This window comes from Idiomarina sp. UBA4520 (assembly GCF_002388365.1).
In the GTDB taxonomy this organism is placed as follows: Bacteria; Pseudomonadota; Gammaproteobacteria; order Enterobacterales; family Alteromonadaceae; genus Idiomarina; species Idiomarina zobellii.
In genome coordinates, this window is the sequence record NZ_DGMK01000001.1 from 57,051 (window position 1) to 71,085 (window position 14,035).

Annotated in this window: 14 protein-coding genes and 1 tRNA gene; 7 read left to right on the top strand and 8 right to left on the bottom strand. The window is 46.5% G+C overall.

Annotated elements, in window-relative coordinates:
- Nucleotides 1-2: 2 nt before the first annotated feature.
- Both B3850_RS00275 and B3850_RS00280 read right to left on the bottom strand, forming a co-directional pair.
- A tRNA-Pro gene (locus tag B3850_RS00275) sits at nt 3-79 on the bottom strand.
- Nucleotides 80-161: 82 nt separating this feature from the next.
- Entirely contained in the window at nt 162-1,805 is a 1,644-nt protein-coding gene (locus tag B3850_RS00280) for a DUF3413 domain-containing protein (RefSeq protein WP_286911212.1), read from the bottom strand.
- Between the two features lie 67 nt (nt 1,806-1,872).
- On the opposite strand from B3850_RS00280, the gene yejK reads away from it, so the two are divergent.
- The gene (yejK, locus tag B3850_RS00285) at nt 1,873-2,916 is read left to right on the top strand and encodes a nucleoid-associated protein YejK (RefSeq protein WP_286874395.1); all 1,044 of its coding nucleotides are present in this window, start codon (nt 1,873-1,875) and stop codon (nt 2,914-2,916) included.
- 74 nt (nt 2,917-2,990) lie between these two features.
- Here the strand turns inward: yejK and cspD are convergent, their stop codons facing one another.
- A complete protein-coding gene (gene cspD, locus B3850_RS00290) occupies nt 2,991-3,206 on the bottom strand; it encodes a cold shock domain-containing protein CspD (protein ID WP_053953580.1) in 216 nt (71 codons plus the stop codon).
- A gap of 217 nt (nt 3,207-3,423) precedes the next feature.
- On the opposite strand from cspD, the gene clpS reads away from it, so the two are divergent.
- Together clpS and clpA are read left to right on the top strand one after the other, a co-directional pair.
- A complete protein-coding gene (clpS, locus tag B3850_RS00295) occupies nt 3,424-3,732 on the top strand; it encodes an ATP-dependent Clp protease adapter ClpS (RefSeq protein ID WP_053953581.1) in 309 nt (102 codons plus the stop codon).
- A gap of 26 nt (nt 3,733-3,758) precedes the next feature.
- Nucleotides 3,759-6,026 carry an ATP-dependent Clp protease ATP-binding subunit ClpA gene (gene clpA / locus B3850_RS00300; RefSeq protein ID WP_286874393.1) on the top strand — a complete coding sequence of 756 codons (2,268 nt, stop codon included), beginning with the start codon at nt 3,759-3,761 and terminating at the stop codon, nt 6,024-6,026.
- 50 nt (nt 6,027-6,076) lie between these two features.
- Here clpA and infA read toward each other — a convergent pair whose 3' ends face one another.
- From infA to ald, 5 genes are all read right to left on the bottom strand, one after another.
- Nucleotides 6,077-6,295, bottom strand: coding sequence for a translation initiation factor IF-1 (gene infA, locus B3850_RS00305; protein ID WP_053953583.1), 219 nt, complete (start codon nt 6,293-6,295; stop codon nt 6,077-6,079).
- A 27-nt stretch (nt 6,296-6,322) separates the two neighbouring features.
- Nucleotides 6,323-7,033: an arginyltransferase gene (locus B3850_RS00310; protein WP_273269519.1), complete on the bottom strand. Its 711-nt coding sequence runs from the start codon at nt 7,031-7,033 to the stop codon at nt 6,323-6,325.
- Nucleotides 7,018-7,743 carry a leucyl/phenylalanyl-tRNA--protein transferase gene (gene aat / locus B3850_RS00315; protein WP_286874389.1) on the bottom strand — a complete coding sequence of 242 codons (726 nt, stop codon included), beginning with the start codon at nt 7,741-7,743 and terminating at the stop codon, nt 7,018-7,020. Before aat ends, B3850_RS00310 begins: the two co-directional genes overlap by 16 nt.
- Nucleotides 7,744-7,750: 7 nt before the next feature.
- Nucleotides 7,751-8,710, bottom strand: a complete 960-nt coding sequence (trxB, locus tag B3850_RS00320) for a thioredoxin-disulfide reductase (RefSeq protein ID WP_286874388.1) — start codon at nt 8,708-8,710, stop codon at nt 7,751-7,753.
- A 158-nt stretch (nt 8,711-8,868) separates the two neighbouring features.
- The gene (ald, locus tag B3850_RS00325; RefSeq protein ID WP_286911213.1) at nt 8,869-9,996 is read right to left on the bottom strand and encodes an alanine dehydrogenase; all 1,128 of its coding nucleotides are present in this window, start codon (nt 9,994-9,996) and stop codon (nt 8,869-8,871) included.
- 143 nt (nt 9,997-10,139) lie between these two features.
- Between ald and lrp the strand changes: the two genes are divergently transcribed.
- The 4 genes from lrp to B3850_RS00345 all read left to right on the top strand — a co-directional run.
- Nucleotides 10,140-10,631 (top strand): leucine-responsive transcriptional regulator Lrp, encoded by a 492-nt coding sequence (gene lrp / locus B3850_RS00330; RefSeq protein WP_058579220.1) that lies wholly within the window; start codon nt 10,140-10,142, stop codon nt 10,629-10,631.
- Between the two features lie 73 nt (nt 10,632-10,704).
- The gene (locus B3850_RS00335) at nt 10,705-13,086 is read left to right on the top strand and encodes a DNA translocase FtsK (RefSeq protein WP_286911214.1); all 2,382 of its coding nucleotides are present in this window, start codon (nt 10,705-10,707) and stop codon (nt 13,084-13,086) included.
- Nucleotides 13,087-13,089: 3 nt separating this feature from the next.
- On the top strand, nt 13,090-13,692 hold the full coding sequence (gene lolA, locus B3850_RS00340) for an outer membrane lipoprotein chaperone LolA (RefSeq protein WP_058579218.1): 603 nt from the start codon (nt 13,090-13,092) through the stop codon (nt 13,690-13,692).
- Nucleotides 13,693-13,751: 59 nt separating this feature from the next.
- A partial coding sequence (locus tag B3850_RS00345) for an AAA family ATPase (protein ID WP_414654186.1) occupies nt 13,752-14,035 on the top strand: 284 nt, incomplete at its 3' end.

Genomic DNA, 14,035 nt, shown 5'->3' on the forward strand with positions numbered 1-14,035 from the left:
ATTGGTCGGCGTGAGAGGATTTGAACCTCCGACCCCTGACACCCCATGACAGTGCGCTACCAGGCTGCGCTACACGCCGACCGAGGGAAGCTATCTTACTGTATTTGACGTATTACGCAAGCCTCAGAAGCCTTTTAGCTGCTCAAGTGCTTCTATTTTCATCAATTACCTGACTCTTGAGTTTCGGTAAAGCGTTTAAGGTCTTTTAATGCGTCTATTAAAACCGGGACCGGTGGTTCAGAGCCTTTTTTCAAAGTAAATTCAGGGCTGCTGTAGACGTTAAACTGGCCACTATTATCCAAAATCGTTATTTCCGCTTCGTCATAAATAACAATATAAGGACTGTAGGTTTCGATAAGCGGCCAACGAGGCTTCTGTGAGTGTAAACTTTCACCGTTGGTGTAGTTTTTAAAAGACCCTGCGCAGGCAATGCGATCATCCATAACAGTCGGAATAATATCCATTAAACCGGCAATAGGTTGCTTAGGAAGCTCTAGGTTCGATTGCCACAATGGGACAGTCATGTTTGCAAGTGCAAACTGCTCCTTGCCTAACAATCCAGACTGGTCCTTAGGCGATAAATAACTGACCAAAACTTGATGTTGTTGCGCTTTAGCTAGAATACCTGATAACTGATCAGTATTGTCTTCTGTCAGAAGTATGACATTAATGCGCTGATTATTGCGGCCCGTAAAGCTTTGAAGACTCTCTGTACTAATTTCATCAGTAAACTGTGACAGGCTGAGCTCATCAGTATTCCACTGTTCACTGAGGTACCAGTTCATTTCAATATTAAAGTCGTTCAAAGGTTTCAAATAAGCAGGCATTACTTTCTGACGTTCAATTGTATCCTGATAAAAATCGGGAAGTCCGTATAGAAACTGAAACAAGCCGCCTTCCTGCCGGGGGTGGGCAAGCATAGTTACCTGTGTTTGAGTTAAGCCTGAGCCTGCCAGAGCAGCATTGATGTTTTCGCTATATTCATTAAACAGAATAATTGTCGCAGGCTGTTCAAAGTCTTTCTTCGAGCATAAAAGCGGCTGCTTAGGGTACTTCAGTTTAATTTTATCGGTCGCCATAAGCATCTGTTGACGAGCCTGATAACTCTCAACATCAATAACCCCGTGTTTCGCCATAAGCGTTTTTGCTGTGGTCGGGTAGGACAATGGGAACATATCGTCCTGTTGGGTAATGGGGGTATATAAAGACGCGTCTGCCCAAACGTGGACGCTATGACTCACAAAAAAGCACAGGACAAATACTGCCGTTGCCGGTGCCCCTATTTTCTTACGCTGCAAGTCACTCAAGCGCTTCCAGGCAAGGTTAGCAAGTAGCAACTCGATACCGACAATTAGCAAGAACCCTAGCAGCACTGCTGAAATTATAACGAAGCTAGCCCCGGTAAATACGGCTTCTGCGTCTTTAATCATTTGAGCCAGGGAATAGGTGTTTAAGTGGTAGCCGTACTGTCTAAAAAATAAGGCGTCGGCAACAAGAGCGATAAGCCCAAACGAGGCGACTAACGCAGCTAAGCCTCGCAGAACTTTTGAGTAGGGCACAATAAGACAGAACGGGAATATAAGAATAATGAAGAACACGAAGGGCAAAAAGGCAAAATGCCCAAGCCAACTCACCAGCATATATAAGGTGCCAATAGTACTCGGTGACTCTGGCGAGGCCTCAACATAGAGCAACCCAACGAATAAACACAGAATAATGTTGGCAAACGTAAACCAATGCCCCCAGCTAATTAGCCGTGCTATTTTGTCTCGGCGTTGGTATTTTCCGCGTTGGTCCTTTCCCATTGTCTACCAGTCTCGTGTTACAATCCGCTTATAGTAACACAGCAAAACAGCAAGGATAGTCCCTGATATGCAATTGCGAATTGAAGAAAGTATTATTCACCAGTTTTACCAAAACGATGGTCAAGTTGGCTTACGATTAGCACCTTCAGCATTGAATGAAGACGAGCAATTGCATGATTTACTGGTTGAGTTAACGGACGTTTATACCAGTAAACCAGCTAAAGGTTACGCCAGTTTTCTGACCGAAAACGACGAAGGCGATGCCAGCCCGTTTCCTGAGCAACTGAAATCTTGGTATGGCAAAGAGCTCGACTTTGTTGAGTTCAGTCAGCAGTCAGCCAAGCTACTATTAGAGCAGTTGCAAAGTTATAACTTATTGGAAGCTGGCTTTTTACTGATAACCCGTTATCAACACTTAAGTTCAGAATACCTGTTGGTATGCTTCTTACCGGTAAAAGAAGGCGTCACGATAAGCCCGGATTTAGCGGTTGACCGTTCATCACAGCTGGACATTAGTAAAGTGCAGCTGGCTGCGCGTATTGATTTAACCGAGTGGCGCACGGCGCCCGATGCTGAGCGCTATATTTCCTTTATTAAAGGACGTGCGGGTCGCAAAGTCTCAGACTTTTTCCTGGACTTTCTGGGGTGTACCGAGCGTGTGAATACCAAAGAGCAAACTCAGCAGTTGGTTGATACTGTTCAGGAATACGCGAAGCAGTCAGGGCTTGAAGCAGAACAGCGCCAGGCATTAAATAAAACAGCGTATGAGTATTGTGACGAACAGTGGAAGCAGGGCGACTCGGTAAAAATTAAAGACTTGTCGGAGCAGTTTGCAGAACAGTATCCGTCAGATAACTCTTTTGAAATGTTCTCTAAAGAGTTTGCCGAGCAGCGCGAAAAAGAGATTGCCGACGACTTTCCGGCCGATAAGTCGACGCTAAGAAAATTAGTTAAGTTCCAAGGTCAGGGCGGTGGTGTCAGTGTCGGTTTTGACCACACAGTATTGGGTGAGCGAGTTCATTATGATCCAGCAACCGATACTTTGACTATAAATGGAACACCGCCGAACTTGCGTGATCAATTACGTCGCTATTTTGGTATCGACAGCTAGGGTTATGCGAGTTAAGCAAAAATAAAGGCGCAGAGTGTGAGTCCGCGCCTTTATCTTGTTTAGAGTTACCTCGGTTATTTTTCAGTGGAACCGGGGACAATGTTGGAGGCGTGTAGGCCTTTAGGGCCTTCCTCTAATTCGAACTCAACAGGCTGTCCAGCTTTCAGAGTGCGATAACCTTCCATTTCAATGGTCGAGTAATGTGCGAAGATATCGCCTTCGCGATCTTCGCTCTCGATAAAGCCGAAGCCTTTCGAATTATTGAACCATTTGACTTTTCCGGTAGCCATACATCTACTTCCTTCTTTTGCAACAGACTATGTTTATTATTATTGGAGGTGTTAACTTGAAATTAAGCTGTTCAAACACCATCTTTAACTCTAGGTGACATGAGTTATTAGTCAAGCTTTTTTGGTTAAAAAATGCGCTCTGTTGTTAAAATTTTGAGTGGATTTTTGCAAGTAATTACGAATTTTTAGACTACAATTTATGATAGGTTGTTAACAAATGAGTCAATTTGACCAACAACATCTTAGCGACACAGAGGAAAAACAAGAGCTCAAGCCACCGTCCATGTATAAAGTCATTTTGAACAACGATGACTTCACACCCATGGATTTTGTGATTGAAGTGTTGATGAAATTTTTTAAGATGGATCAGGAAAGAGCAACAGATACGATGTTGCAGGTGCATTATAAAGGTAAGGCCGTTTGCGGTGTTTATTCTGCGGAAATCGCCGAAACAAAAGTAGTACAAGTCAACCAGTACGCTCGCGAAAATCAGCACCCATTGCTTTGCACAATGGAACAAGAGTAAGTGAGTGAGACGGTAAGGAGTGGTGTATGTTGAACAAGGCCCTTGAACTGACGTTGAATGATGCGTTTCGGCTGGCACGAGAGCGCAGTCATGAGCTTATGACTGTCGAACATTTATTGGTAGCGCTGCTGGATAACCCAGACGCGTCAAAAGCGCTGCGCGCCTGTGGGGCTAATTTTCAACAGCTGAAAGAAGAGTTGTTGAGTTACATTGACCGCAGTACACCGCTATTTGGTCCGGACGAAGAAGAGCCGGACACACAACCGACATTAGGCTTTCAGCGCGTTCTGCAACGTGCGGTATTCCATGTACAGTCGTCGGGCAATGCCGAAGTGACCGGTGCCAACGTGTTGGTCGCTATTTTCAGTGAACAAGAGTCCCAGGCGGTCTATTTGCTGAATAAGAACGATATTACCCGTTTGGATATCGTGAATTATATTTCGCATGGCATTTCGCGCATCGATGAGGAGCCGGCGGAAGAGTCGCTGGAAGATGAAACCATTGAAACCCAGCAGGAAGAGCAACAAAGTTATCTGCAGAAGTTCTGCTCTAATCTAAACGAGCAGGCCAAAGAAGGAAAAATTGACCCGCTGATTGGGCGTGATTACGAGGTAGAGCGCTGCGCTCAAATTCTTTGTCGCCGTCGTAAAAACAATCCGCTACTGGTGGGGGAAGCCGGCGTTGGCAAAACCGCCATTGCAGAAGGCTTGGCGTATCGTATCGTCAAAGGTGACGTGCCGGAGATATTGCTGGACGCGAAAATTTACTCGCTGGATATGGGCGACTTGCTGGCCGGTACCAAATACCGGGGCGACTTTGAAAAACGCTTTAAGCTGCTATTAAAAGAGCTACAAAAGCAAGAACACGCAATTCTGTTCATCGATGAAATTCATACCATTATTGGGGCAGGTGCCGCCAGTGGTGGGGTGCTGGATGCCTCTAATCTAATTAAACCGTTACTGTCTAGTGGTCAGCTGAAATGTATTGGTTCGACAACTTATAACGAATTTAAGAATGTCTTCGAGAAAGATCGTGCGTTAGTACGTCGTTTCCAAAAGGTAGATGTTGTAGAGCCGTCCGTTGAAGACACTACAAAAATTCTGATGGGCTTGAAAGATCGTTACGAAAGCCATCATGGCATTCGTTATACGCAGCCAGCAATAAAAGCGGCAGCAGAGTTGTCTGCTAAGTATATTAACGAACGTCACTTACCGGACAAGGCAATTGATGTAATGGACGAGGCGGGTGCTTCCCAACGTTTGTTGCCGCCATCAAAACGCCGTAAAACGGTGGGCGTTTCTGACATTGAGACGATTATTGCAAAAATTGCTCGTGTACCCGAGCAATCGGTCTCTCAGTCTGATCAGGAAACGCTTAAACAGCTCGACCGCAACTTGAAAATGGTGGTATTTGGTCAGGACGAAGCTATTGATAAATTAACAGCGTCTATTCGCTTGTCCCGCTCAGGTTTGGCGAACGAGAATCAGCCTATTGGTTCGTTCTTATTTGCAGGGCCTACTGGTGTCGGTAAGACGGAGGTCACTCAACAATTAGCTAAAGCTATGGGCATAGAGTTACTTCGTTTCGATATGTCGGAGTACATGGAGCGCCATGCGGTCAGCCGTTTAATTGGTGCGCCTCCTGGCTATGTAGGTTATGAGCAGGGTGGATTATTAACCGACGCGGTTATTAAGAACCCGCATTGTGTTCTCTTGTTGGACGAACTGGAAAAAGCGCATCCGGATGTCTTTAATATCCTGCTGCAGGTTATGGATAACGGTACGCTTACCGACAATAACGGCCGTAAGGCAGACTTCCGCAATGTAATTATCGTCATGACCACCAACGCCGGTGTCCGCGAAACCGTCAGAAAATCCATTGGCTTTAAGCAGCAAGACCACAGTCACGATGCTATGGCGGAAATCAATAACACCTTTACGCCAGAGTTCCGTAACCGTTTGGACGGTGTAGTGTGGTTTAATCACCTGACACCGCAAGTGCTGGAGCAAGTGGTTGATAAATTCATTTGCGAGCTGCAGGCTCAGCTGGATAAAAAAGGCGTATCACTGGAAGTTGATCCAAGCGCTCATGCCTGGATAGCTGAAAAAGGCTATGACAAGGAAATGGGGGCAAGACCAATGAGCCGGGTTATTCAGGAGCACCTGAAAAAGCCGTTAGCCAATGAAATTCTGTTTGGTCAGTTGTCAAAAGGTGGCAGTGTCAAAGTGAGTGCGTCGGACAAAGATGAACTTAAATTTGACTACGACAGCAACAATGAAACGGTAGAGAGTTAGAAGAAGTGCTTAAGGCCGGTTCGGTTGAGCCGGCCTTAACCCCGAACGGATTAACGTGCGCGGAAGACGATGCGGCCTTTTGTCAGGTCGTATGGAGTCAACTGAACCGTTACTGTGTCGCCCGTTAAAATGCGGATATAGTGTTTACGCATTTTACCGGAGATGTGCGCAGTAACCACGTGGCCATTTTCCAATTCTACGCGGAACATTGTATTGGGAAGTGTTTCCAGAACCGTTCCCTGCATCTCAATATTGTCTTCTTTCGCCATTAAAATCCTCTGATTTCTGTTAGTAGCCTAAAGTGTGTGCGATTTTAGCGCTTTTTTCCAATGATTGCCAACCAGTCGTTCATATGGGGCAAAGCGAGTTTTGTAATTCATCTTATTACAGGCATCTATTTGATAGCCTAAATACAAATATTCAAGCTCTTGCTGTCGACTGTATTCAATTAGCTGCAAAATGGCATAGGTGCCCAATGAGCGCTTGTGAGCCGCGGGATCAAAAAACGTATAAACCGCTGATAGCGCATGAGGAGTTTGATCTGCTACTGAAACAGCCAGTAAGTTTTCGTCGTTGTCCCGCCATTCCAGAATAAGTGGCGTCATCCAGTCACAGGATACCCAACGCCAGAAGTTAGCCGGGTCGGGTGGGTACATTTCGCCGTCAGAGTGGCGCTGCTCGATAAACTCGCAAAATAAGCGGCTGTGCTCTTTTGTTGGTTCAAGCACAACGTTTAATGATAAATCTTTATTTTTGTTCGCGATGCGTTTTTGGTTTTTGCTGGCAACAAATTCGTTAACTATCACCCGAAGTGACTCACACGCGCTGCACAGCCGGCAATGCGGACGGTACACATCGTTATGACTACGCCTAAAACCGTTCGCCATAAAGTACTCATAGGCTTCAGGGTTTAACCGCTGGTGCTCTTCCGGCACAGCGACAATAAGCCGTTCTTGCTTATCGCTCAGGTAGTTGCAGTGAGACTCCCGTGTTAATCCGAACTGCATGTGGTTACCTCTGAAAACTCGAGTACTCTTGGCAACCAGAATTGGCTAGGCATAGTTGCGCTTTGAGAGCTGTGTAATTTAACCAGAAAACGTTCACGGGACAGTTCTCGTGCTCCTAATGAAAATAAGTGAGGGTTGCCAACCTGGCAGTCAATCAGTTCACCGCCGCTTTTGTGGAAGGCATTGGCAAACTGAATCAAAGCAATTTTTGAGGCGTTAGTGGCGGTGTGAAACATACTTTCACCGCAGAACGTTTTGCCAACCGAGACACCGTACAAACCACCCACTAGCTGTTCATCCAGCCAAACCTCAACGGAATGAGCACAGCCCAGACGGTGCAGGTTGATATACGCATCCATCATTTCATCCGTTATCCAGGTGCCTTCATTGTCGGCACGTTGGCGGGCACAAGCATCAATAACCTCGGCGAATTGGTTATTAATGGTCACTCGCCATGGCTGCTTACGGGCCGCCTTTGCTAACGAACGACTGACATGAATATTGTCCGGATAAAATACAGCACGCGGATTAGGGGACCACCACAAAATAGGGTCGTTGTCTGAAAACCAGGGGAAAATACCGTTTTGATAAGCGTACAGTAACCGTTCAGCCGATAAGTCGCCTCCAACAGCGAGTAGCCCGTTAGGCTCGTGAAGTGCTGTCGCTGCAGGAGGGAAGCTTATCGATAATGGATCAAGCTGAACGATCACTGTCGTATCAGGACTTCGTTAACGCATCCAGATAACGTTCAGCGTCGAGCGCTGCCATACAACCAGTGCCGGCCGAGGTAATGGCCTGACGGTAGACATGGTCCATAACGTCACCGGCTGCGAATACGCCAGGCACGCTGGTCGCTGTCGCATTGCCTTCTAAGCCGCTTTGGACACTGATGTAACCATTCTGCATTTCCAACTGACCGTCAAAAATGCCGGTATTTGGCTGGTGACCAATGGCAATAAAACAACCTGCAACGTCCAGCTCTTCGGTGCCGCCAGTTTGTGTATCCTTAATACGAACACCTGTTACGCCAGCGTCGTCACCTAAAACCTCGTCTAAGGTTTTGTTCAAGTGGAAAGTGATATTGCCGTTTTTCTCTTTTTCATGCAGGCGATCAACCAGAATTTTCTCAGCGCGGAAGGTATCGCGACGGTGAATAACGTGAACTTCACTGGCAATGTTAGACAGGTAAAGGGCTTCTTCTACCGCCGTATTACCGCCGCCAACAACACAGACTTTTTGTTTCTTATAGAAGAAGCCGTCACACGTTGCACAGGCAGATACGCCTTTACCCATAAAGGCTTCTTCAGAATCCAAACCTAAATATTTAGCTGACGCTCCGGTACTGATAATAACCGAGTCTGCTGTATATTCACCGACATCGCCTTTTAGTTGGAAAGGGCGCTTGGAGAAATCGACACTGTTAATATGGTCAAACACAATTTCAGTGTTAAAACGTTCAGCATGTTGCTGCATACGAACCATAAGGTCAGGACCTGTTAAACCCTCAGCGTCACCGGGCCAGTTTTCTACGTCGGTGGTGGTAGTTAACTGACCACCTTGTTGCATACCGGTCACCATGACAGGGTCTAAATTAGCGCGAGCTGCATAGACTGCGGCGGTATAGCCCGCAGGACCTGAACCTAAAATTAATAACTTGCAATGCTTGGCGTCTGCCATTGATAACTCCTGACTGCTTGTATTCTTTTAATGTAAGATAACTAGTGTATGGGGACTGATTGTAGGGTTTGCAAGCGTGTGGAACAAGTCAAAAATAAAAAAGCCCCAGTGAACGCATTCACCGAGGCTTTTCAAAAGCTTCTAGTCGCTAAGGGGTATTAACCTTGCAACGCTTCACGTGGGTCTTGGTAGTCCAGACCTAACTGTTCACCTAAATCATCGTGAATAGCTTTGTAGTTGATTTTACCTTTGTGCATGTTCAGACCTTTCAACAAGTGGTCGTTTTCCAGCATTGCTTTCACGCCTTTGTTGGCCAACGCAATACCATAAGGCAAGGTCGCATTATTCAGCGCGATAGTTGAGGTACGAGCCACGCCGCCCGGCATGTTTGCAACACAGTAGTGAACCACATCATCAATGACATAAACTGGGTCTTGGTGAGTCGTTGCTTTTGACGTTTCAAAACAACCGCCTTGGTCGATAGCTACGTCAACCAAGACAGAGCCTGGCTTCATGTTTTTGATGTTTTCACGAGTGAGTAGCTTCGGAGCCGCCGCGCCTGGAATCAGTACCGCGCCAACGACTAAATCTGCTTCACGTGAATATTTGTCGATAGCATCAACGGTTGAATAAACGGTTTGTACGCGACCGGCGAAAATATCGTCCAGTTCACGCAGACGAGGCAGTGAACGGTCTAAAATAGTGACTTCTGCGCCCAGGCCAATCGCCATTTTCGCTGCGTTAGTACCAACAACACCGCCACCAATAATTAAGACTTTGCCCGGAGCAACGCCTGGTACGCCACCTAATAAAGTACCGCTGCCGCCGTGAGCTTTTTCTAAGTAGTGTGCACCTGCCTGAATAGACATACGGCCAGCAACTTCACTCATTGGTGCTAACAGCGGTAACCCGTTGCGGTTGTCGGTAACTGTTTCATAAGCAATAGCGGTACAACCGGCTTTACCCAATAATTCGGTTTGAGTTGGGTCAGGTGCCAAGTGTAAGAAGGTATAAAGAATTTGGCCTTCGCGCAGCATTTTGCACTCGTTTGGCTGAGGTTCTTTGACCTTAACAATCATGTCAGCGCGTTCAAAAATCTCTTCAGGCGTATCGACAATGCTTGCGCCCGCTTCTGTGTATTGTTCGTTTGTAAAACCAATAGCGGCGCCGCCATTATTTTCAACAATAACGTCGTGGCCATTTTCAACATATTCGCGAACTGCAGCAGGGGTTAATCCGATGCGATATTCGTGGTTTTTAATCTCTTTTGGTACACCAATTAGCATTGTCTGCCTCTTACTTAGTTAACGGTTTTCGGTGAAATAATTTGGCGCAAATTATAGACGCAAACCTAAGTGCATGAGTTACTTTTTTTAAGTTATTTTTTAGTGTGATATTCTATTAATAATTACTTTTTCAGAGATTTATTATGTTTAATGCTGAAATTCCCACAGAAATCACTGTTGATAAAATAGACAGAAAGATCTTACGCCTGCTGCAAGACGATGGCCGTATGTCTAATGTCGAGTTAGCTAAGCGGGTTGGACTGAGTCAAACCGCTTGTTTAGAGCGGGTTCGGAAGCTGGAGCGTGAGCAAGTCATTGAAAGCTATCATGCCAAAATAAACCCTGCTAAATTAGGGGCTAACTTAATGGTGTTCGTTGAAATTACACTGACACGAACATCGGCCGATGCCTTTGCTGAATTTAGTGAAGCGGCACGTAAAACTGGCGAGATTCTCGAGTGCCACTTGGTTGCCGGAGACTTCGACTTTTTGATTAAAGCTCGCGTGCCCGATATGCGGGCCTACCGAAAGCTACTTGGTGAAACCCTATTAATGATGCCAGGCGTTGATGAGTCTCGTACTTATGTTGTTATGGAAGAGGTCAAACAAGAAAATAAAGTATTAGTAAAGGGGTAACATTAGGGCTGACATTCGCTACAATCATGCAATTATTAAAAACAATAACTAACGAAGGCGCTACAACAGAATAATGACAGGTGTACAGAGAGTTCTAGAAGCCGGACTGCTTGTTAGCGGGGCTTTAGCTATTTTTATTTTCTTGTCCTTAGTCAGCTTTAATCCGGCTGATCCTAGCTGGTCGCAGACAGGCTATGAGGGCAGTATTCATAATGCCGGTGGTGCGGTTGGCGCCTGGGTGTCTGATGTCCTGTTGTTTGCATTCGGTTTTGTTGCATACCTTATTCCTTTTGGGTTTGCGGGCTTAGGCTATTTGCTGTTCCGCAAAACCTACCATTTGTTGGAAATGGATTATTTGGCGGTCAGCCTTCGGATGATTGGGGCGTTACTAGCGCTCATTGGCGCTTCTGCGCTTTCTTCCATTAACTTTGACGACATTTATTATTTTTCAGCCGGCGGTGTTATTGGCGACGTGATTGCAGCGTCACTCTTGCCGTACCTGAACTTTGTCGGCAGTACCTTATTATTACTCACGTTCTTTTTCACCGGTATCACTCTGGTTACCGGTATCAGTTGGCTGCAAGTGGCAGACAAGTTGGGGGAGTGGGCTATTGTCGGCGTATTGTGGTTGGTCGACAGAATTAAACAGACCTGGCAAAAACGCGACAGTAACGATGACGAGGGTGAGCCAGAAGAGAACTCCACGGAAGCTTTAACCGATAACGAAGACAAAGAAACAAAATCGTTAACCAGTGATTTATTCGGCGCAGATAAGCAAGAGCCTGTATTAAGCTTGCCGTCAATTAGTGCGGTCGACGAAGAAGAGGTGGTGGAAGAGGAAAAAGCACCGCGCTTTAGCAAAGAGGCCGCCGAACGCAAGAGTCAGGCGAAAGCCGCAAAACAGGATGATAAAAGTGACGAACCTGAAGTCGCAGAAAGCGATGTTGATCCCGAGGTGTTACCACCTTTGCCGTCAATTGAGTTACTGGACCGTCCCAATAAAAAAGAAAACCCTATTACGCAGGATGAACTTGACCAAGTATCGCGAACGGTTGAAACCGTGTTAAAGGACTTTGGTGTCGATGTTCGCGTAGCGCATGTTCAGCCAGGGCCGGTCATTACTCGCTTTGAACTGGACTTAGCGCCGGGCGTTAAAGTGTCTAAAATTTCTAACCTGGCTAAGGACATTGCCCGAACCTTGTCGGCTGTTGCCGTGCGTGTGGTCGAGGTTATTCCCGGGAAGTCATACGTAGGGCTAGAATTACCGAATAAGCACCGCGAAATTGTGCAGCTGAGCGAAGTTATCAATAGTGACCAATTCGGTAATAGTCAGTCGCCACTGACAATGATTCTCGGTAAAGACATTGCCGGCAAGTCGGTGGTTGTCGACTTGGCTAAAATGCCGCACTTATTGGTTGCGGGTACGACCGGTTCGGGTAAATCTGTGGGTGTGAACGTCATGATTCTGAGCTTGCTTTACAAGAGCACTCCGGAAGACGTTCGCCTGATTATGATAGACCCCAAGATGCTTGAACTGTCAGTTTATGAAGGCATTCCACACTTATTGACGGAAGTGGTTACCGATATGAAAGATGCGGCCAATGCGTTGCGTTGGTGCGTCGGAGAAATGGAACGCCGCTATAAGCTGATGTCAGCCTTAGGGGTACGTAACCTAAAAGGCTATAACGCTAAGGTAAAAGCGGCAGAGGAAGCAGGGGAGCCGCTGCGGGACCCTATCTGGAAGCCGGGTGACTCAATGGATGAGTTACCGCCTGTTTTAGAAAAGCTACCCAACATTGTTGTGGTTATTGATGAATTTGCCGACATGATGATGATTGTTGGTAAAAAAGTCGAAGAGCTTATTGCCCGTATTGCTCAAAAAGCACGTGCTGCCGGTATTCATCTTATTTTGGCAACACAGCGTCCGTCAGTCGACGTTATTACCGGTTTAATCAAAGCGAATATTCCAACGCGTATTGCGTTTCAGGTGTCGTCAAAAGTCGACTCTCGTACTATTTTGGACCAGCCCGGCGCTGACCAGTTATTAGGGCAGGGCGATATGCTGTACTTACCACCAGGAAGTGGCTCCCCAATACGAGTGCATGGCGCTTTTGTTGATGATCATGAAGTGCATGCCGTGGTGAAAGACTGGAAGAAGCGCGGTCGTCCTAACTACCTGGAAGAAATTCTCTCAGGTGATCAAGGCGAAGAAGCGTTATTGCCGGGCGAGCAACAGGAAATGGATGACGCCGAGTCAGACCCGCTTTATGACGAAGCGGTTGCCTTCGTTACAGAAACGCAACGAGTGTCGGTGTCGAGTGTTCAGCGAAAATTCCGTATTGGTTATAACCGCGCTGCACGCATTGTCGAACAAATGGAAATGAGCGGTGTCGTAAGTAGTGCAGGTAATAACGGCCAGCGCGATGTTCTGGCACCTAAACCACCAAGGGACTAATTCATGAAAGCAGTATGGTTCGCCGCCGTTATGGCGGTATCAATGAATGCATTTGCCAGCGACAATAACTCGGATAAACAGGAGCTACAGCAGCTGTTAGAGCAAACTCAAAGTTTATCGGCAGAGTTCGAACAGCAAGTGAAAGACGAGCAGGGCAATGTTCTGCAAAGTTTAAGTGGCACTATGACGTTAAAGCGCCCTGCGAATTTGTATTGGCACACAATGCGCCCCGATGAAACGGTGATGGTCGCAAACGGAGAGAAGGTTTGGTATTACAACCCGTTCGTTGATCAGGTCACTATTTATGCGCAACAGGACATGGTTGATAACAGTCCGCTATTGTTAGTATTAGACAGTAATACCAACCAGTGGCAGAACTACTCGGTAACTTATACTGATGAACGTTATCTTGTTAAACATAACAACGATAACAGCCAGTTAGAATTGGCCTTCGACGGCAATAAGCTCAAAGAAATTACTATGGTACAAGCGCATGGCGAGCGTACTGAACTGATGTTGAGCGACGTGGCATTAAATACTCAAATTGACGACCAGCAATTCACATTTAAAGTGCCGGCTGGTGTCGATGTGGACGATCAAAGCTAATCGTTGTGGCCAGCCTTGATCTCGACTTTCAGCCTGATTTCAAACCTCTTGCGGCGCGCATGCGCCCGCAAACCATTGAAGAGTATGCCGGGCAACAGCATTTATTAGCGCCCGGAAAGCCGCTGCGAGTGGCGGTTGAACAAGGTCATTTGCATTCAATGATTCTCTGGGGGCCACCGGGCACCGGTAAAACCACCTTAGCTGAGCTCATTGCTACTACCGCCAATGCCACTGTCAGTCGTATCAGTGCGGTTACCTCCGGTGTAAAAGACATAAGACAAGCTATTGAAGAAGCAAAGCAGGTTGCCCAACAGCAGGGACGCCGAACTATTTTGTTTGTCGA